The sequence below is a fragment of the Bacillus sp. FSL L8-0193 genome, from assembly GCF_037976065.1.
GTDB classification, from domain to species: Bacteria; Bacillota; Bacilli; order Bacillales; family Bacillaceae; genus Bacillus; species Bacillus paralicheniformis.
Map to the genome: position 1 here is coordinate 1,083,854 of NZ_CP150261.1, position 16,910 is coordinate 1,100,763.

At 44.0% G+C, this 16,910-nt stretch carries 18 protein-coding genes and 1 pseudogene; 7 read left to right on the plus strand and 12 right to left on the minus strand.

The window, feature by feature from the left end; all coding sequences use genetic code 11:
* The first annotated feature begins 11 nt into the window (after positions 1-11).
* The 3 genes and pseudogenes from MHH76_RS05370 to MHH76_RS05380 all read left to right on the plus strand — a co-directional run bounded on the left by MHH76_RS05370 (position 12) and on the right by MHH76_RS05380 (position 1,949).
* Positions 12-1,640 (plus strand): pyridoxal-dependent decarboxylase, encoded by a 1,629-nt coding sequence (locus MHH76_RS05370; RefSeq protein ID WP_020450729.1) that lies wholly within the window; start codon positions 12-14, stop codon positions 1,638-1,640.
* Between the two features lie 5 nt (positions 1,641-1,645).
* Positions 1,646-1,842: pseudogene (locus MHH76_RS05375) on the plus strand (N-acetylmuramoyl-L-alanine amidase); the annotation flags it as partial.
* Entirely contained in the window at positions 1,815-1,949 is a 135-nt protein-coding gene (locus MHH76_RS05380; protein WP_023856518.1) for a hypothetical protein, read from the plus strand. The pseudogene MHH76_RS05375 and the gene MHH76_RS05380, both read left to right, overlap by 28 nt.
* A gap of 118 nt (positions 1,950-2,067) precedes the next feature.
* Here the strand turns inward: MHH76_RS05380 and MHH76_RS05385 are convergent, their stop codons facing one another.
* From MHH76_RS05385 to MHH76_RS05400, 4 genes are all read right to left on the minus strand, one after another.
* A complete protein-coding gene (locus tag MHH76_RS05385; RefSeq protein WP_023856519.1) occupies positions 2,068-2,481 on the minus strand; it encodes a hypothetical protein in 414 nt (137 codons plus the stop codon).
* Positions 2,482-2,488: 7 nt separating this feature from the next.
* Positions 2,489-4,078, minus strand: a complete 1,590-nt coding sequence (locus tag MHH76_RS05390) for a T7SS effector LXG polymorphic toxin (RefSeq protein ID WP_023856520.1) — start codon at positions 4,076-4,078, stop codon at positions 2,489-2,491.
* A 731-nt stretch (positions 4,079-4,809) separates the two neighbouring features.
* Complete coding sequence (locus MHH76_RS05395) at positions 4,810-5,691, minus strand: AraC family transcriptional regulator (protein WP_023856521.1); 882 nt, start codon at positions 5,689-5,691, stop codon at positions 4,810-4,812.
* Between the two features lie 77 nt (positions 5,692-5,768).
* On the minus strand, positions 5,769-7,178 hold the full coding sequence (locus MHH76_RS05400; protein WP_020450734.1) for a PLP-dependent aminotransferase family protein: 1,410 nt from the start codon (positions 7,176-7,178) through the stop codon (positions 5,769-5,771).
* A gap of 112 nt (positions 7,179-7,290) precedes the next feature.
* Here MHH76_RS05400 and MHH76_RS05405 point away from each other — a divergent pair, with 112 nt between their 5' ends.
* Positions 7,291-7,725, plus strand: coding sequence for a GNAT family N-acetyltransferase (locus tag MHH76_RS05405; protein ID WP_020450735.1), 435 nt, complete (start codon positions 7,291-7,293; stop codon positions 7,723-7,725).
* A 28-nt stretch (positions 7,726-7,753) separates the two neighbouring features.
* Here MHH76_RS05405 and MHH76_RS05410 read toward each other — a convergent pair whose 3' ends face one another.
* From MHH76_RS05410 to MHH76_RS05425, 4 genes are all read right to left on the minus strand, one after another.
* Entirely contained in the window at positions 7,754-8,044 is a 291-nt protein-coding gene (locus MHH76_RS05410) for a hypothetical protein (RefSeq protein ID WP_003180123.1), read from the minus strand.
* Positions 8,032-9,102 (minus strand): anti-sigma factor, encoded by a 1,071-nt coding sequence (locus MHH76_RS05415; protein ID WP_020450736.1) that lies wholly within the window; start codon positions 9,100-9,102, stop codon positions 8,032-8,034. The genes MHH76_RS05410 and MHH76_RS05415 overlap by 13 nt, the downstream gene beginning before the upstream one ends.
* Positions 9,095-9,586: an RNA polymerase sigma factor SigM gene (gene sigM / locus MHH76_RS05420; protein ID WP_020450737.1), complete on the minus strand. Its 492-nt coding sequence runs from the start codon at positions 9,584-9,586 to the stop codon at positions 9,095-9,097. Before sigM ends, MHH76_RS05415 begins: the two co-directional genes overlap by 8 nt.
* Before the next feature lie 288 nt (positions 9,587-9,874).
* Positions 9,875-10,417, minus strand: a complete 543-nt coding sequence (locus MHH76_RS05425; protein ID WP_020450738.1) for a cupin domain-containing protein — start codon at positions 10,415-10,417, stop codon at positions 9,875-9,877.
* Between the two features lie 154 nt (positions 10,418-10,571).
* On the opposite strand from MHH76_RS05425, the gene MHH76_RS05430 reads away from it, so the two are divergent.
* The 3 genes from MHH76_RS05430 to MHH76_RS05440 all read left to right on the plus strand — a co-directional run bounded on the left by MHH76_RS05430 (position 10,572) and on the right by MHH76_RS05440 (position 12,760).
* Positions 10,572-11,567: an aldo/keto reductase gene (locus MHH76_RS05430; protein ID WP_020450739.1), complete on the plus strand. Its 996-nt coding sequence runs from the start codon at positions 10,572-10,574 to the stop codon at positions 11,565-11,567.
* A 125-nt stretch (positions 11,568-11,692) separates the two neighbouring features.
* On the plus strand, positions 11,693-12,292 hold the full coding sequence (locus tag MHH76_RS05435; RefSeq protein ID WP_020450740.1) for a lysophospholipid acyltransferase family protein: 600 nt from the start codon (positions 11,693-11,695) through the stop codon (positions 12,290-12,292).
* A gap of 102 nt (positions 12,293-12,394) precedes the next feature.
* On the plus strand, positions 12,395-12,760 hold the full coding sequence (locus tag MHH76_RS05440; RefSeq protein ID WP_020450741.1) for a DUF805 domain-containing protein: 366 nt from the start codon (positions 12,395-12,397) through the stop codon (positions 12,758-12,760).
* 29 nt (positions 12,761-12,789) lie between these two features.
* Here the strand turns inward: MHH76_RS05440 and MHH76_RS05445 are convergent, their stop codons facing one another.
* The 4 genes from MHH76_RS05445 to MHH76_RS05460 form a co-directional block, all read right to left on the minus strand.
* Complete coding sequence (locus MHH76_RS05445) at positions 12,790-14,067, minus strand: acyl-CoA thioester hydrolase/BAAT C-terminal domain-containing protein (protein WP_020450742.1); 1,278 nt, start codon at positions 14,065-14,067, stop codon at positions 12,790-12,792.
* Complete coding sequence (locus MHH76_RS05450) at positions 14,064-14,660, minus strand: TetR/AcrR family transcriptional regulator (RefSeq protein ID WP_020450743.1); 597 nt, start codon at positions 14,658-14,660, stop codon at positions 14,064-14,066. Before MHH76_RS05450 ends, MHH76_RS05445 begins: the two co-directional genes overlap by 4 nt.
* Before the next feature lie 131 nt (positions 14,661-14,791).
* On the minus strand, positions 14,792-16,114 hold the full coding sequence (locus MHH76_RS05455) for a hemolysin family protein (RefSeq protein WP_020450744.1): 1,323 nt from the start codon (positions 16,112-16,114) through the stop codon (positions 14,792-14,794).
* A 60-nt stretch (positions 16,115-16,174) separates the two neighbouring features.
* Positions 16,175-16,600 carry a MerR family transcriptional regulator gene (locus MHH76_RS05460; RefSeq protein ID WP_020450745.1) on the minus strand — a complete coding sequence of 142 codons (426 nt, stop codon included), beginning with the start codon at positions 16,598-16,600 and terminating at the stop codon, positions 16,175-16,177.
* Positions 16,601-16,910: the final 310 nt, after the last annotated feature.

Here is a 16,910-nt window from a genome sequence, read left to right on the forward strand (position 1 = left end):
GATGGGTGAATATGGTGTTAGACTTTCAACAGATGTTTCCGAGCGAGGATGGCAATCACGAGGCGCGGTATCAGCTGCTGGCATTGCTTGAAGCGGTATTGGCCGGAATGGACAGGCTGAAGGATCCCGCCCGGATGACGCTTGGCCGCGAGTCTGAAGTTTCCTCTGACTACTATCAAAGCGTCATTGAAGAGGCCGCCTTGCCGGAAAAAGGCTTCGGGGCGGAAAAAAGCGTTGAAGAGCTATTGAAATTGCTTGACGGCCACCGTTTTTTAAACAGGCATTATGTGGCCAACGCGACACCTTTGCCGAACACCGCCAGCATCGCCGGGAATCTTTTAATGGTTCTTTTAAACGGAAACAATTTATGGGATGTAGACGGCACGGCTGCAGCAAGGACGGAAGTGCAGATCACGGCGATGCTTTCGGACATTGTCGGCTATGACAGGCACAAGAGCGGCGGTTTTACCACATGGGGCGGGCAGGGAGCTGTTTTTCAGTCGCTCAGGCTGGCGATCGCAAGCGCGTATCCTGAAGCGAATCAGCAAGGAACGCCGCATCACCTGTACGCGTTCTGTTCAGAGCTTTCGCATTTCAGTCTTTACAAATCGATGGAAGCTTCCGGAATCGGGACGGACCATTTGATCAAGGTCAAGACGAATCGCGATCATTCGATGGATCTGGCCGATTTGCGGGAAAAAATGCAAGCCGTGATTGAAAAAGGCGGACATCCGATCTATGTATTGGCAACGCTTGGCACAACTGACTCATTTGGCATCGATGATTTGGCCGGTATCAAAAAAGTGACTGAGGAAATAGAGGCCGCCTACGGTTTGCCTCCTGTCTATATTCATGCCGATACGGCGATGGGTGGGATGTACGGTTTTTTTAACGGATACGATTTCATCGGAAACCCGCTTCATCTTGAAGATGAGGTGCTTGAGACGCTTGCCCGCTACAAAAAACATTTTCAGCATTTGCACCTGGCGGACAGCTTGGTCTTTGATTTTCATAAACTTGGACAAACGCCTTATATCACAAGCCTTTTCTTGGTGAAAAACCGTGAGGCACTGAAAGTCGTTGATTTGGATCCGGATGAGACGCCTTATGTCGGTAACAGAGGGTTTGGCAGCTATCATACGAGCTATACGCTAGAGTGTTCGCGAATGGGAAGCAGCATACCGATTTATGCTTCTCTGCTCGCATTCGGAATCGAAGGCTACCAGGAGATCTTGGCCAATTACATTAGAGTTAACCTGGCATTTCGAAAAAAACTCCTGCAGGCTTTTCCGAATGCAGCCGTCACCAATGATGTATCACCTGTAACGACATTCCGCTTCTATCCGGGAAATGTCCGCTATCACGAAGAAATCAGCGGCGCCATCACGGAGGAAGAAGTGCGGAATATTAACAAATTCAATGAAAAAATCGCCGAAACATTGGGAAGGCACCGCAGTCACACCTATTTTGGCAGCACGAAAAAGCAAACATACGTTTATCCTGCTGACAGCCGTTTGCCCGTGCCGCTTTATGTCCAGAAATTCTACAGTGTCTCGCCTTACACGACGGTTGATACAATTGACCATTATATCGCCTTTTTAAAAGCGCATGTTGAACCGTCCGATGTAGCAGCCGGATAAAGTTTGAAAATGAAGCCGCATACCATGCACATCATAAAAAATGTTCAGTTGATATGTGAGTTTCCTTAAACCGAACGCCAATGCAAAATCGATCAGCGTGGAAACGTATGTCGAAAAAAATGACAAGATTCACGGTGAAGCGGTTCAGAATACCGCTGAATTGGTCGCCGATCTGTGCAAGCGCTATGGTCTTTCTACAGAATTCAGGAAAAAGTCGATGCTCTGCTGTACAATCTGATGCATGAGCTGTCTGCAAACGGTATTTACGGGCCAAAAACAAAGGCGAAAATTGAAGATTTATTGAAGTAATCAAAAAGGCCCTTTCTTATGTAAAGGGCCACATTTTTTCGCTTCATTAAGAGCACCATTTCTGCGTTGAATTAAAAAAGAAGGGGCCAGTTGTGGCGCCCTCCAAAAGTATTTATATTTATTCTAATCCTGAATATGGATTTTCAAAGTTTCCTTCTAATTCCTCAATAGTTTCCTCTATAAGCTCTCTAACTTCTTCACTAGGGTTTTCTTTAATCATTTCCTGTAATGCTTTAAAGCTTTCTGGAAGTCCCAAATAAGCTATTATTGATGTAGCATTGTCTATTAGATCATAAGAATTTGCATCCAATATATTTTTTATTAAAATATCTATTTTATGTTTAATTTTGTCGTCCAGAATTTTATAAGTATTCCATTGTCTTTCTGAAAGCTGGTATATTGCTTCTGATAATTCAATATAATTGACATTATCTTTTGCACTTTCATAAATATCAACAATCTGATTGAAATACTTCTCTAATGTATCTTCAGATAAAGAATCGGGTAATTCATCAAACTTAGAAAAATCCATGTTCGTTTCACTCTCCTACAACTGGAATGTGTGTTATGTTACTCGGTTTTTTATGGAGTTTACCATCTTGTCCTAGAAGTTTTTTCTGTATCTTTATTTGGGCAGTCCACATATTTCCGGAATTACTGTCCGGAAATTTCTCTTTTGCGTTTAAATCCGGTGAATGCCACTTTACCTCTACTTTTTTTCCGTCAATTTCAAAGTTGTATTTGTATCCTTTTTTTATAGTTTCACTTGCTTTAAAATTGTTTGGTGTACCCTTTGGTATCATGGATTCTAAATCATTAGCGGAAATTTTTCCATTCTTGAGCTTGCTAGTCGCAAAACTCAGATCAAAATCTTTAACTTTGTCTTTTCCCTCAGAAGCTTTTTTTGGCGTTTCCTTTGCTGATTTAGAAGGGTTTTGCTCAACTTTTCCAACATCCTTAGCTGCTTTCGATCCTTTATCTACCTTTGCAACTTTCTTTCCCGCTTCTTCACCTTTAAATAACTTGAAGCCGCGCTTTCCGTATTTAAATGCCTTTCCGAAAGGTGTGACACTCAATCCGGCCATCAAACGGTCACCATTACCTTTAACGATTTCGCCTGTCGCAAGGTCGTATCCAAACGCTGCTCTTACTGCATCATACACACCTGTAAATTCCATCGCCGTATCGAAATATTTATCAAAATCGCTTTTTTCCACATTCTCTGGAAGGGTGTAGGCGGGTTCTATCTTAACGATTGTATCACCATCTATGTATGCCCGGTAAAGCGTATCGTTAAATACTCTATAATCTTTTTTTAGTTTATTCAATTCCTCTTGAGTGTACTCTTTGGTGGAAACCTTTTGTGTCGCCAATTTTTTTAATCGATCTGGATCGGCAAGAGTGTTTACGTCAACATCTTCTTTGTCTCCGACTTTTTTCAGCATGGTACCCATCGCTGTTTCTTGATTTCCACTCAGGTTATCCATCTCATCCGGCTTTAAAATCGAACCTTTTTGATAGCCGGTGATTTCAATTTTTGGTCCGGTATACATCTTTTCGAGCCGCGCGATATATTTCTGCATCGTCTCAAGGTCGTTTTCGGCCGTTTTGAGCGCGTTTGTTTGTTCGCGGTCAAACGCATGCAGCTTTTCAAGGGTCGTGCTGATTTCCTTTAACGCTTTCTGTTTCTGTTCATGAAAACCGCTGTCGTTCAAATCCGGCAAATCAACGATATGACTGACCTTCGCAATTGTAGCGTTGGTCTTCGAAACCAAATGTTTCGTTGTTCGATCAGCAGCATTTAAGCCATTCTCTAGTTCGTGTTCAAGAAAGGATTGTGAAATAAATCCGTTGTGGTTTGGTTCCAGAGAATTCAGCGCGCTTTTCATTTTCTTCAGCGTGGAACTGTATTCCTCTATAAAGGTATCATAGAACTGTAGAAAAGGGGTGTGGCATTCCTCATAAAACGCGCGGATCGCGTCGCCGCCTTTTCCTTTTAAAGCATCATCAAGCGATGTGATGCCTTCAACGGCTTTTTTGACTTTAGAAAATTCGTCTGATTGTTGTTTTAATTGTTCGAGCGTTTGATCTATCGCATTGTGCAACGCTTGAACATCCAGCGTCTTCATGGCATTCTCCTCTAATCCTTTTGGTTACAATCAGTATAGAGTTTACCACTTTACGGAAACCAATCGGGGAATAAATCCTGTTCATCCATGAAAATGAATCAAATTACTTAGGTTATTAGGGCTAGTCTTTAGCTTTTTTTCCATCTGCTCTTAATAACCCCCATGAACAAAATGTAAATTAATACAACGATGATATTTATACAAAGGGTCAATTTTTAAAAAGACAGTATTAAGAATCATCACTAGAAGCATGAGGAGTGTTCCAATCTACCATATAAACTCATATTTTTTATCACTCTGTTCTTGACTCCTCTTAGATAGGGATTCAAAAAATTCCAGGAGATCATACAAACGGGTGTAAAATTGTTGAGGAAGCGAACCGTCAATATGAATGCACTTGGTTGTTTCTCATATTAACGGTTCGATTTTTTATTATTAATGTCGTTTTTGGAACATTAGCCAAATGAACAGAGTAATTCCCACCCTGATGAATCCGATTATGAATAGGAGCTTTCATCTCTTCATCGTTTTTCAAAGTCTTGCGCTGCTTTATTTGTACGCCTGTGCAAATTCTTCAAGGCTGAAATTAAATGCTATCTGGGTATTCTACGTCATTTTCTTCAATGTTATATCGTCACTCTCAGCGTCATTGTCTCTTTTTCTTCTGAAGCGGTATTGTGAAGCAAAAAGAACTGATATCTCGAGCTTTTGTTTTTTTCTAACTTTAATCCTTACATGCCAATTCTTTTTTGGACAGGTATCCATATTTCGCTTTTAAACGTTGGGGAGCTGATATCTTGATCCTGATTCCAAAGGATTTCCGGCCCTTTCGTTTGCTCGTAATGTGAAGACGGGAACCATTCAGCATAAATGCGTCCCCAGACATTTTGAAGGGTGTCCGGAAACGGACCGGCCGCTTCAAAGACAGCCCATGTCGAGGCGGGAACTTCAAGCTGTTCATATCGGTCCGGGCATTCCTTCGTTGTCGCTGCACCGATATAATGGTCAAGTTCTCCCTTCTCTTCCATCCGGCCTTCGGAAAAGTTCCCTGATGCTTGAATCAGTCCAAGCGGCTCGACATTTGACAGCTCTTTTAATTCAGCGATGTTTTCACTGCTTAAAGCTTTCCACATCGAGGCGATTTCCGGATTGATTCCGTGAAAGACGACAGGGACCCTTTTTTTGATTCCGACGATCCGAAATGCCTTCTTTTCTACAATACGGTAGTTCATTTCGTTTCCTCCTCTAATTGTTAACTGGAAGGTCATCGGAGGATATGCTTTCAGTGTGCTGATATCGTGCCTTGCCTCTGTCGGCGTGATGCCGTGCAGCTTTTGAAATGCGCGCGTAAAAGCATCCGGCGAGTGATAGCCGTATTTCACCGCAATATCGATCACTTTTCGATTCGTGTTCTTCAGTTCAAACGCTGCAAGGGTAAGCCGCCTGCGGCGGATGTATTCGGACAGCGAAACCCCGGCAAGAAAAGAAAACATCCTTTTAAAATGATATTCAGAGCAGTAAGAAAGCTTCGCAAGCGTTTGAAAGTCGATACTGTCCGCCAAGTGTTCTTCAATATACGCCATGGCTTGATTCATGTTCTTCAGCAAATCCATTTGATGACCTCCTATGTTTACAAGAATAGCAGGAGCAGAATCCCCACATCCGACTTTCCGTGCCCGATTGTGCAGGGTCATTCCCGAGACTGTCCACCGTTCAACCATGCTGTCTTCAGCTTTTTGATGCCGTCTGCGATGCTTTTTTCAGAAAGTCCGCCAAACCCGAGGAGCACCGCGTGGGTTTCAGGAGGAGTCACATACGAGACTGAGGCTGGATATACTTTGACCCCTTGTTCCAGCGCTTTCCGGGTCAGCCACTCTTCGCTCGGGGCGTCTTTCACCTCAAGGATGATGTGAAGGCCGGCGTTCTCTCCTCTGACTGCGGCATGATCGCCAAATTCACGCTTGATGGCATCAAGGAGCGTTTTTCGCTTTTTTCGGTAGAGTGTTCTCATTCGGTTCAAGTGCCTTTGATAATCCCCGTTTTTCATAAAAAAAGCAATGGCATGCTGTACATGGCGGGAAACCGTTTGTTTAAATAAGGATGCCATGTTGAGCCCTTCTTGGACGAGCGGAAAGGGGAGAACCATATAGCTGATCCTGAGGGAGGGAATCAGCGATTTTGAAAAGGTTCCTAAATAGATGACCCGGTGGTTCCGGTCAAGTCCCTGAAGGGAAGGAATCGGCTGTCCTGCATAGCGGAATTCCCCGTCATAATCGTCTTCGATGATATAAGCTCCGGTCGATGCTGCCCAGTCAAGCAATTGCAGCCTGCGGCCGACCGGCATGATCATTCCGAGCGGAAACTGATGGGACGGGGTGGTGTATGCGAGCTGCGGCTGATATTGTTCAAGATCTTGCACGGAAATCCCGCTCTCGTCGACTGCTATAGGCATCACATTGAAGCCGCCGGTTTTCAGGACCGTTTTCGAGCGATGAAATCCGGGATCTTCAAAACCGACGGTTGTGCCTTTAGGAAACAGATGGCACAGCAACTGCAGCAAAACCGGTGTGCCGGCTCCGATGATGATTTGCTCGGGTGAACAGACCACGCCGCGCGATTCTCTGAGGTAAACCGCAATCATTTTCCGCAGCGGAAGATCTCCGGCCGTGGGGCCGCTTTGAAAAAGTCCGTGCCCTGATTCATCAAAGGTTTTGGCGAGCGTTTTTTTCCATAGGGAAACGGGAAATGACGCGAGGTCTACATGGCCGTGGTGAAAATCGATCATGTCCGCCGCCGTCTCATGTTCTTCCATTTCTTTTTCGGCAGGAGGAGGTGCAGCCTGTGCAAAGTCTCCTTCCGCTTCGGCCGCATACCAGCCCTTTCTAGGCTTGCTGAGCAGATATCCTTCTGCAGCCAGCTGTTCATACGCGTGTTCAACGGTTGTCAGGCTGATATTTAAATGTTTGGCAAGCATTCGTTTGGAGGGAAGCTTTGTTCCAGGCTTTATGTGTCCCGAATGAATGCTTCGTTTGAAAAACGCGTACAGCTGCTGATAAAGCGGCTCGCTGCCGCTGCGGCTTAAAAAGGGGGTTATATCCATTCAATCATCCCTTTCAATTCATCTGGTATGTATTATTTTATCAAAACTGGCCATTTTAAAAAGGTCAGTTTCCGGGTTAAAGTAGTTTCATAACCAACAGAAGGGAATGACGATGTTGCTCGATTGTAGGGAATTGCATTGTGAAACAGAGCTCAAGGAAGTCTATCCGATTATGAGACAGCTCCGCCCCCATTTGGATGAAACGTCTTTTTTGGAGCTCGTCAAAGAAGCGCGGGAGGCTGAAAGGTATACGTTATTTGCGCTGTATGACGGTGATATTCCGGTGGCTTTGGCCGGCTTTTTGCCGAGGGTTTCTTTGAACCAAGGCCGTCATGTTTGGGTAGCGGACCTGGTGACGTGTGAAAAACACCGTTCAAAAGGCTATGGAAAGAAGCTTTTAGGCGCTGTTGAAGAGTGGGCCAAAGGGAACGGATTGGCTTCAATCGCTTTATCATCAGGCTTACAGCGGGCAGACGCTCACCGTTTTTACGAAGAGAAAATGGGGTATGAAAAAGCGAGCTACCTATTTCGCAAGGCTCTGAAATGAAAAACTCCCCGGTATAACCGGGGAGTTATTAAAAGCCGAGCTGCAGATTCGTATCGATGGAGACGATGGTCCATACGCAAACGAGAATGAAAATGTTCAGGACGACGCCGAGAAATCCGAGACCGGTCCGTCCTTTTTTTATGAACAGCTCGATAATTCCGAGCGGAACGGCGGCCATCGCAAAAGGAAGCATCTTATACGAATATGCAATCGTGTCGCTTAAAATGGCCAAGTTTAAGACGAACAGGGACAGAATGGCCGTGCCGACAGACACCCATCCAAATACGTTGTGCTCCTTAAAGATTCTTACCAGTTCCATAATTCCACCTCACCTACTTTAGCTGCTTTGACAGGCCCTTTTTTGATCAGCCGTTCAACCTCTTTTGACGGTCCGGTAATGACGGCTCCATACACGTTCACACCATTCTGTTCCACATAGTCAAGCCGTTTGGAAAGCTTCAGGTCTTTCCTGCCTGAAATGGTTTCAGCCCAATGCTTGTTCTTGATCATGTAGGAAAGCGCCGCTTTAAACTGTTCGTCATCGTTTTCGGCAGGTTGCTGAATTTCAAAAATCCGGTTTGAATCTTTTCCGGGAAATCCGATCGGCTCTGCGTATGGATGCTCTTTTAAATCGCCCTCTGTTTCAATCGCATTCCACAGAACGCGAATATCATAGCCTTTTAATTTTTCATACAGCTCCTTTGTCGGGTATGCTTTTTCAAAGGAAAGGAAAGCTTCGGTTACGGTTCCGTCAGGCAGCTGTTTTAAAATCGACTCGGCTTTGGACACTGATTTTTCTTTGATGCCGTCAGGGTAGACAAAATGACGTTCTTCTTTTGAAAGCTCCTGATTGTATTGATGAATCTGCGGAGACTTCAGCTGATCGAAGAACATTTCCACTTCTTCATTTCCAACTACTTTTGTGACGTTTCCGATTTGCTTCTTTAACGGGAACTGTGTTTCGATTCCAAAGAGTTTTACTTTGTTGACAAGGGCTTCAGTATCGACTTGAATATTCGGGTTTGTGACGGCAACTGTCATTGAAGCGGTTTGCACCAGTTCATTCCCTTTGCTTTCATGCCCGCCCAACCCGTAGTATAGATAGCTGCCGAGTGTGCAGATCGGCAGAATAATAAGCGTAGAAATAACAGCAAGGGTGGAAATCCGCATATATGATTTATTTTTTCCGTATCTTAAAATCGCTTTTTGCTTTTCAGGACTGATCGCCAAATCCCAGTCTTCGTCTTTCATTTCCTGTTCCAGCATGTCCTGGTATTCTTCAAGCTGTTCAAGCTCTTCTTCGACCCGGAGCATTTCCGATTCGGAAAGTTCGCCGTTTTTATATTTTTCCCAACGTTTTTTAAAATCTTCATTCATCGTTAACACCTCTGTTGTAAAGTGCTTTCAGCCGCTGTCTGGCACGAAATAAAACACTTTTAAAATTAGCCTCTGAGATATTCATCAAGCTTGACGCTTCCTTGTAGTTCATTTCTTTTAAATAGTACAGCGTAAGCGCTTCCCGGTAGTTATCGGGGAGCTGGTTCATATATAAGGTTAACACTTCCTTGATTTCGACCTGGTGAGCAGGGCTTTGCACCGCGTTTTGAAACAGGTTTCCGATCATGTCGTCAGAAATCGTCACTTCCTTTTTATGCTTTCTGACATAGTCGATAAACGCATTGCGTGCCACTTGAAAAAGCCATGGCTTCACTTTGCTGTGGTCGTAAGAATGGATGTGTATGTAAGCTCTCATAAAGGTTTCCTGAAGCAAATCCTCTGCTAGATGTTTATCTTTCGTCATGGAGAGCAGGAACCTGTAAACATCATTCATATACATTTGGTAAATTTCGTCGATAGTCACTGCCTTTTCTCCCCTCTATGTTATAAACGCATAAGAAAGGTTTGAAGTTGCACTAAATATGCCCACGGCTCATTTTTCCTCCAATTTCTTACCTTTAAAATCATCTATCCTATATAATAACTGAACACGTTCAAAAAAACTAATCTTCATCGCGATTTTAACGACTGAACGGCCGAAATATAAAGCACAGCAGCAAAATAAGCCTTTAAGCATATCAGATCTTTATTATATGCTAAAAGGCTATTTGATTAGAGGATATCCTTCATTATCAGCTGTTTTTATCGTCTGTCAAAAATATTGGCCGTGACCGCGGCGGTCTTCTGCGGCCAGCGCATCGGCTTTCGTTCGATGGACGGTGCCGAATGGATGGTTGGGCGGAGCATAGATTGAATATAGTTTCAGCGGAGTATTGCCTGTATTGGTGAGATTGTGCCATGTTCCGGCAGGGACGACGATAGCGGTGTCATCGTAAACATTTCTTTTAAATTGCAAATGATGTTTGCTCGGCCCCATTTGAACGATTCCCCTGCCTTGTTCAACACGAAGGAACTGGTCAACGTGAGGGTGCATTTCCAATCCGATGTCTTCGCCGGGGTTGAGGCTCATCAGGGTAACTTGCAAATGTCTTCCTGTCCATAAAGCGGTCCGAAACGTTTTGTTCTGTTTTGCCGCTTCGTTGATATTAGCGGCAAACGGCTTTTGTCCATAATCTCTTAATACGATGCGTTCTTCGCTGCCGGGTGTTCGAAAAGCGCCTGCATAGTCTGATTCGTGAAACCAAACCGGGTTATAAGAAAAAGGAATATAATATGGGTATTGATTTGGATGCATTTGTTCTAGGTCCCTTCATTAGTTTATTGGGATCATCATATGCAATAGGCATATGAAGTGTCCCGCTGTAAGATGATTTTTAGTCAAAACACGTTTTTAAAAAAAAGCTTCCGGGAAAATATGATATCAGACTCACAACAGGAGGGAGAGGAGCATGGAATACATCAACATATCCGGTACATCGATCGAATCGTCGCGCATCGGTCTCGGAACATGGGCCATCGGAGGTTTTATGTGGGGCGGAAGCGATGAAAAAGAAGCGATTCAGACGATTCATGCTGCGTTTGATGAAGGAATCAACCTGATTGATACCGCTCCGGCATACGGTTTCGGGCAGTCGGAAGAAATCGTCGGTAAAGCCGTACAGCAATACGGAGAGCGCGACCGAGTCATTCTCGCGACAAAATCAGGACTTGATTGGAAGCAGGAACAGCTGTACCTCGACGGATCGAGGGAGCGGATCATCAAGGAAGTTGACGATTCGCTGAAAAGGCTCAATACGGATTACATCGACCTGTATCAAGTGCATTGGCCCGATCCGCTCGTCCTGATCGAAGAAACGGCGGAAGCGATGAAAGACTTGTATGATGCGGGGAAAATCAGAGCGGTCGGCGTCAGCAATTTTTCCCCGGAGCAGATGGACACATTCAGAGCTGCGGCGCCGCTTCATACCGTACAGCCGCCGTACAACATGTTTGAAAGGGAAATCGAGCAAGACATTCTTCCGTATGCGCAAGATCAAGGGCTGACGACGCTATTATACGGAAGCTTGTGCAGGGGGCTTCTGTCAGGAAAAATGAATGAGGACTACACGTTCAAAGGGGACGACCTTCGAAAGCGGGACCCTAAGTTTCAAAAGCCGCGCTTTAAAGAATATCTGGAGGCCGTCAGGAAACTTGATGAGTTTGCAAACGAGCGGTTCGGCAAATCGGTTCTCCATCTGGCAGCAAGATGGGTGCTTGATCAGCCCGGCGCAAGTATCGCTTTATGGGGAGCGAGACGCCCTGATCAAATCCGTCCAGTCAGCGAAATCACCGGCTGGAGCTTAACGGAAAGTGATCAAAAAGCAATTGACGACATATTGGACAATACGATTTCAGAACAGATCGGGCCTGAATTTATGGCGCCGCCGACAAAAGAAAAAGTCTGAAAACCGGGGAGAAAATTCCCCGGTTTTTTTTGTGAAAAATCATTTTTTAGTACCAGGTAATAAAAAAAATTGTTATAATAATAAAGGGAAACCTCATACGACTACATCAATAAAGGAAGTGCCATATGTATAAATTTACTGGTTATGCTGCAAAAGCGATTCTTTCTTTGCGCGGCGGAATTAAAGTATACAATAAAGAAAATCTTCCTAAAGACACAGGTTTCGTTATTGCGTGCACACATGCAGGATGGGTGGATGTCGTCGCACTGGGTGTCGGCATTTTGCCTATGGAAATTCATTACATGGCGAAAAAAGAGCTTTTTGAAAATAAATTAAGCGGTTCTTTTCTTTCAAGCATCAACGCATTTCCCGTCGACAGGGAAAATCCCGGGCCAAGCAGCATCAAAACCCCGATTAAGCTGTTGAAAGAAGGAAAAATCGTCGGCATTTTCCCAAGCGGAACAAGATCATCTGAAGATGTTCCATTGAAAAGAGGGGCTGTCACGATCGCCCAGATGGGAAGAGCGCCGCTTGTGCCGGCCGCATACAGCGGTCCTTCCAACGAAAAAGAGCTTTTCAAGAGAGGCAAAATGAAACTGGTCATCGGCGAACCGCTCAATCAGGAAGATTTCGCTCAATATTCGTCAAAAGAAAAGCTGGTCAAGATGACGGAGGCTTTGAATGACAGTATTAAAGCTTTAGAGAAAAAGCTGGAGCAGCTATAATTCAAACATACGCAAGGAAAAACAGCTTCTCACGCACAGAAGCTGTTTTTTAATTTTTTGGGCAGTATTTTAGAACGATATTTATTGGTGAGGAGCTTATATATGAAATGGTATTTGAAAGCAATAAAAAACTATGCAGGATTTACAGGAAGGGCGAGACGAAAGGAATTTTGGCTGTTTTGCTTTTTCTCATACATGATTTTGGTCCTCTACGGTTTTTTTAAAGCCATTCTGCATCTTCCGGAATATGAAATAGAGACATTTTTAGGGATGGTTTATTTGCTTGCCATTCTTGTGCCGGGCTTGGCTGTCACGATCCGCAGATTGCATGATACGGGTAAAAGCGGCTGCTGGATCTGCATCGGTCTGATCCCTCTCATTGGGCAATTTATTTTGCTGATCATGCTTTGTCAAAACAGTGTAAAAGAGGAAAATCAATACGGGCCGAACCCGAAGGGAGCTATCTAAGCGAAAACCGCCTGTCCCCAGGCGGTTTTTTAGTTGTTTGGGGCAGTTGATTTTTCTAAAAACAAAAGCAGTTCCCGCCAAAATGTTTGAGCTGCAATGGCATCGGCTTCAGTTTTTCCCCCATAGGCTATTTTTCGGCTTTTCCGCTCGGATGTCGGAAAGTATGGAGGCCTGATATTATGGCCGGCATCTTCGAAATATAGATGTTTAACAGAATAGGGAAATCTCTTCTTTTTCAGCCGTTCAACGATTTTCTCGTTCATAGAGGCGGAGGGCCATACCAAATCATCCGTACCTGAAGTTAACAGAATAGGCCCATTAATATGTTCCGCTTTTATAATTGCTGGATGATCCTCTTTCACTTTCCGTAAAGCTTTTTTGTAAAGATCAGTAAAAGCATGAGGCTGTCTTGTGAGCTTATGTGTCACCATATTCCACAGCTGAGAAAGCGAAAACAATGGCAGCGGGGCAAAGGCGAGCGGTGCGCCGTCCAGACTCCAGGAAGATGTCTGCCGAAATTTTTTTAATCCAACGCCTTGAAAGACGACCCCGCCGCCTACATGAGAAACCGCAAAACGGATTTCCGGAAAATGGGAACCTATCAGCAGCGCCAGTTCGCCGCCTTTTGACCTTCCGCATATTCCGATCTGACGATGATGAAGTCCTTCTTGGCGTCCGAGCCAATCGATCGCTTTCCGGAAATATTCAAGCGGGATTTCAACCAGTTTTTTAGGAAGCTGTTTGTATTGAAAATAAGGGATTGCAAATGTTGCATATCCGTAATTTGCTAACATGCCTGCCATTGTTTCATCAAGACCGCCGTCAGATCCCCCTAATACGATGACTGCGGGAGGCCGGTTGACAGCAAGCGGACGAAAAAATGTGCCGGACAACCCATTTTCGCTTACTTCCTGTCTCTCTACTGTTTCAGAAAGCAGCACTCGTTTTATTTCTTTACTCAGGATCGTGCGTTCTTTTTGCTTCACCTCAATCCTGTAAACGGAGGAATTAACCGATTTTTTATGGAACGAGCAGGAGGATTCAACCGCCTGCATTGACCAAAAAAGCCCCATTTGATCTTTAGACTGGTAGGTTCCTTTTATTGGGGCTGCTGCTGCAGGGTCGACTTCTCCCAATCGATTCGCTTGAAAAACAGCATGTGATCTCCACTCTGCGTCAGCTTCATCTTTCACAGTCAAGATGATTTCAATGATATCAAACGGTCGGAGTCCGCTTATCTTCAGGTTTATTTTTTCATCCCATTTGGAAACTGCAGGTATGTGCAAAACCGGTTGCAGAGTAATCAAGACGGCACTTCCTTTTCAAGTTTTGTATAAAATAAATCGACGCACTCCTCAACATAGTCATCAATACGATCATCGAACGACTCCTTGAATGCGGGCAAATGTTGAAACATAATGTATTGATTCAGCAAACCGAAAAACATTTGGCTTAAAATTTGAAAATTGCCGCCTGAAATTTTTTTTTCGGCATAGAGGTTGGCAAAATAAGTCTCTAAAAAGCGATTGAGACGGCGGGGAATATCCATGATTAATTCGCAAACTTCCTTATCCTGTACTGCATCATTAAAGTAAAGTAAAAAAACAGTACCTTTTTCCAGGTTTTCTTTTAGATATGCTTTCGCAATGAATGAGAGGTCTTGTCGTAAATCGCCGCTCAGTATTCCTTCAAGTTCTCCAATAAAATCTCCCGATGACACATGTTGAATAACACTTTCCCGAAATAAATTCTGTTTATTTCCGAAGTGTCTAAAAAGGGTCAAATGATTGACGCCTGCTTTTTGGGCAATTTCCCTGGTGGATGCGGCTTGATATCCTTTTTCTTTGAAAAGGGCAAGCGCCGCTTCGATTAATCGATCCCTTGTAGATTGTGCTGACATAAGTCCCTCCTGAAATGTAATCACTTGATTACATGATAATTGAATTTTGTTCTGTAATCAAGTGGTTACATATTTTGAATGCAAAAAAAAGAGGATACAAATTCATTGTATCCCCCGGTTTGTTCACAATGTTATTCCGCTTCCTCAAGCAGCGGCGTTTCCGCAGCTTTTTTCACCTCAACGTATGAAACGTGGTGGCCGTCGATTTCGTTGATCGTGAATTCAAATCCCTGATCGGTGATCATGTCGCCTTTTTGGACGTCATATTTTTGTGTCAGGAACCATCCGCCGATCGTGTCAATTTCCTCATTGTCGAGCTGAATGCCGAGCAGATCGTTGACTTGGTTGACGAGCACTTTACCGTCGAGAATGTAATGGTTTTCGCCAATCTTGCGGATTTCATTAATTTCATCGATATCGAATTCGTCACGGATTTCGCCGACGATTTCTTCAATGATGTCTTCGACCGTCACGAGTCCGGCCGTTCCGCCGTATTCATCAGAAAGGATCGCCATATGAACGCGTTCTTTCTGCATTTTCAGAAGCAGATCGTGGATCGGAACAGTCTCGATCACATGAATGATCGGATTGATAAACTGTTCAATCGTGTCTTCTTTGGAGCATTCTCCGCTGATGCAGGCCGTTAGTATTTCCTTGACATTGATGACGCCGACGATGTTGTCCTTATCTCCGTCTTCGACGGGATAGCGGGTATAGCCTTCGACCTTCGTGATGTCGATCATCTCGGCGATTTTCATATCATTTGGAAAGCTGACGACTTCTGTTCTCGGGATCATGATTTCCTTGGCAAGACGGTCATCGAATTCAAAAATTTTGTTGACATATTTGAACTCAGATTGATTGATTTCGCCGCTTTTGTAGCTTTCTGACAGAATAATTCGCAGCTCTTCCTCTGAGTGCGCCATTTCATTTTCAGAAACCGCTTCAAGGCCAAACGCTTTCGTCAGCAGCCTTGCCGATCCGTTCAGCGCCCAGATGAATGGGAACATGATGCGGTAGAACCAGATCAACGGTTTTGCAAAAAGGAAGGAAACGGCTTCCGCTTTTTGGATCGCAAGCGTCTTCGGAGCGAGCTCGCCGACAACCACATGCAAAAACGTAATCAAGCTGAAGGCGATCACGACTGAAACGATGTGTGATACAGAGCTCGGAATGTTCCACTTCACAAATAGCGGTTCAAGCAGCCGGGCAACTGTCGGCTCCCCGAGCCAACCGAGACCGAGAGCCGTCAAAGTGATGCCGAGCTGACAGGCCGATAAATATTCGTCTAAATGCGTAATGACTTTTTTCACCGAAACCGCTGTTTTGTTTCCTTCAGCAATCAATTGATCAACCCGCGAGCTTCTGATTCTGATAATCGCAAACTCAGACGCTACGAAAAATGCTGTTAAAGCAATTAATACAGCAACAAAAACCAAATTAACTATTTCCAATTAGGACCTTCACTCTAGCGTGAGAATGAAGGTAACACCTCCTGTTTAGTAAAAGATTAACTAAAGCAGCAGTAAAAAGGACTGGATGACCGTCATTTTTTCAGGAGAAAGCCGGCTTTTCAGAATCTTCCGTTCATCGGGATTCAGCCGTTTCAATCTGTTTATGAGCACGGAAATATTGTCATTGACATGATCAATTTCCGTTGTCAGGCTTCCAATTTCATCATCATTCACAGTTGAAGAGGGAAACTGGTTTTCCAGCCTTACTTTAATGTCGGACAGGGCCAATCTCTGCTGCTTGCAGTCCATAATAAACTTCAGCCGTTTGAGAGCGGCTTCATCGTAATAACGGTAGTTTGAACATGATCTGTCAGGCGTTAACAGCCCGAGATTCGTATAATAATCGACAGTCCGTTTTGTTACGCCTGCAGCAGCTGCTAATTCGCCAATGCGATATTTCTCTGCCCCATCTGCATCCCTCCTCAACCATCACGTTATAGTTATAAAACATTTTAATATATTAGAAGCTGTTTATACAAGTTAATTGATCAAAAAAAGGCGTAAAATTGATGCGAAAACCTTTATTTATCTAAATATTCGAGAAAATATTGTTAGATTTAAAGTTTAGACATTTGACTGACTCTTTTTTAATAAAGTAAGATAATAGTATATATTTGGCTTGGAGGTGGTTAGATGGGGCCCTCTGCATAGTCATTTTTACAGAACGCACATCAGCCTTATTAAGGGAATTTGAATTCATCAGGAGGTGACTCCTTGTCCTTTGTGAAGGATAAGG

Coding starts and splice junctions, on each gene's coding strand:
- MHH76_RS05400 (WP_020450734.1), bottom strand. CDS start 7,178: ATGGATATAACCCCCTTTTTAAGCCGCAGCGGCAGCGAGCCGCTTTAT.
- MHH76_RS05440 (WP_020450741.1), top strand. CDS start 12,395: ATGAAATGGTATTTGAAAGCAATAAAAAACTATGCAGGATTTACAGGA.
- MHH76_RS05390 (WP_023856520.1), bottom strand. CDS start 4,078: ATGAAGACGCTGGATGTTCAAGCGTTGCACAATGCGATAGATCAAACG.
- MHH76_RS05395 (WP_023856521.1), bottom strand. CDS start 5,691: ATGGATTTGCTGAAGAACATGAATCAAGCCATGGCGTATATTGAAGAA.
- MHH76_RS05450 (WP_020450743.1), bottom strand. CDS start 14,660: ATGTCAGCACAATCTACAAGGGATCGATTAATCGAAGCGGCGCTTGCC.
- MHH76_RS05435 (WP_020450740.1), top strand. CDS start 11,693: ATGTATAAATTTACTGGTTATGCTGCAAAAGCGATTCTTTCTTTGCGC.
- MHH76_RS05405 (WP_020450735.1), top strand. CDS start 7,291: ATGTTGCTCGATTGTAGGGAATTGCATTGTGAAACAGAGCTCAAGGAA.
- MHH76_RS05425 (WP_020450738.1), bottom strand. CDS start 10,417: ATGCATCCAAATCAATACCCATATTATATTCCTTTTTCTTATAACCCG.
- MHH76_RS05415 (WP_020450736.1), bottom strand. CDS start 9,102: ATGAATGAAGATTTTAAAAAACGTTGGGAAAAATATAAAAACGGCGAA.
- MHH76_RS05385 (WP_023856519.1), bottom strand. CDS start 2,481: ATGGATTTTTCTAAGTTTGATGAATTACCCGATTCTTTATCTGAAGAT.
- MHH76_RS05410 (WP_003180123.1), bottom strand. CDS start 8,044: ATGGAACTGGTAAGAATCTTTAAGGAGCACAACGTATTTGGATGGGTG.
- MHH76_RS05370 (WP_020450729.1), top strand. CDS start 12: ATGGTGTTAGACTTTCAACAGATGTTTCCGAGCGAGGATGGCAATCAC.
- MHH76_RS05430 (WP_020450739.1), top strand. CDS start 10,572: ATGGAATACATCAACATATCCGGTACATCGATCGAATCGTCGCGCATC.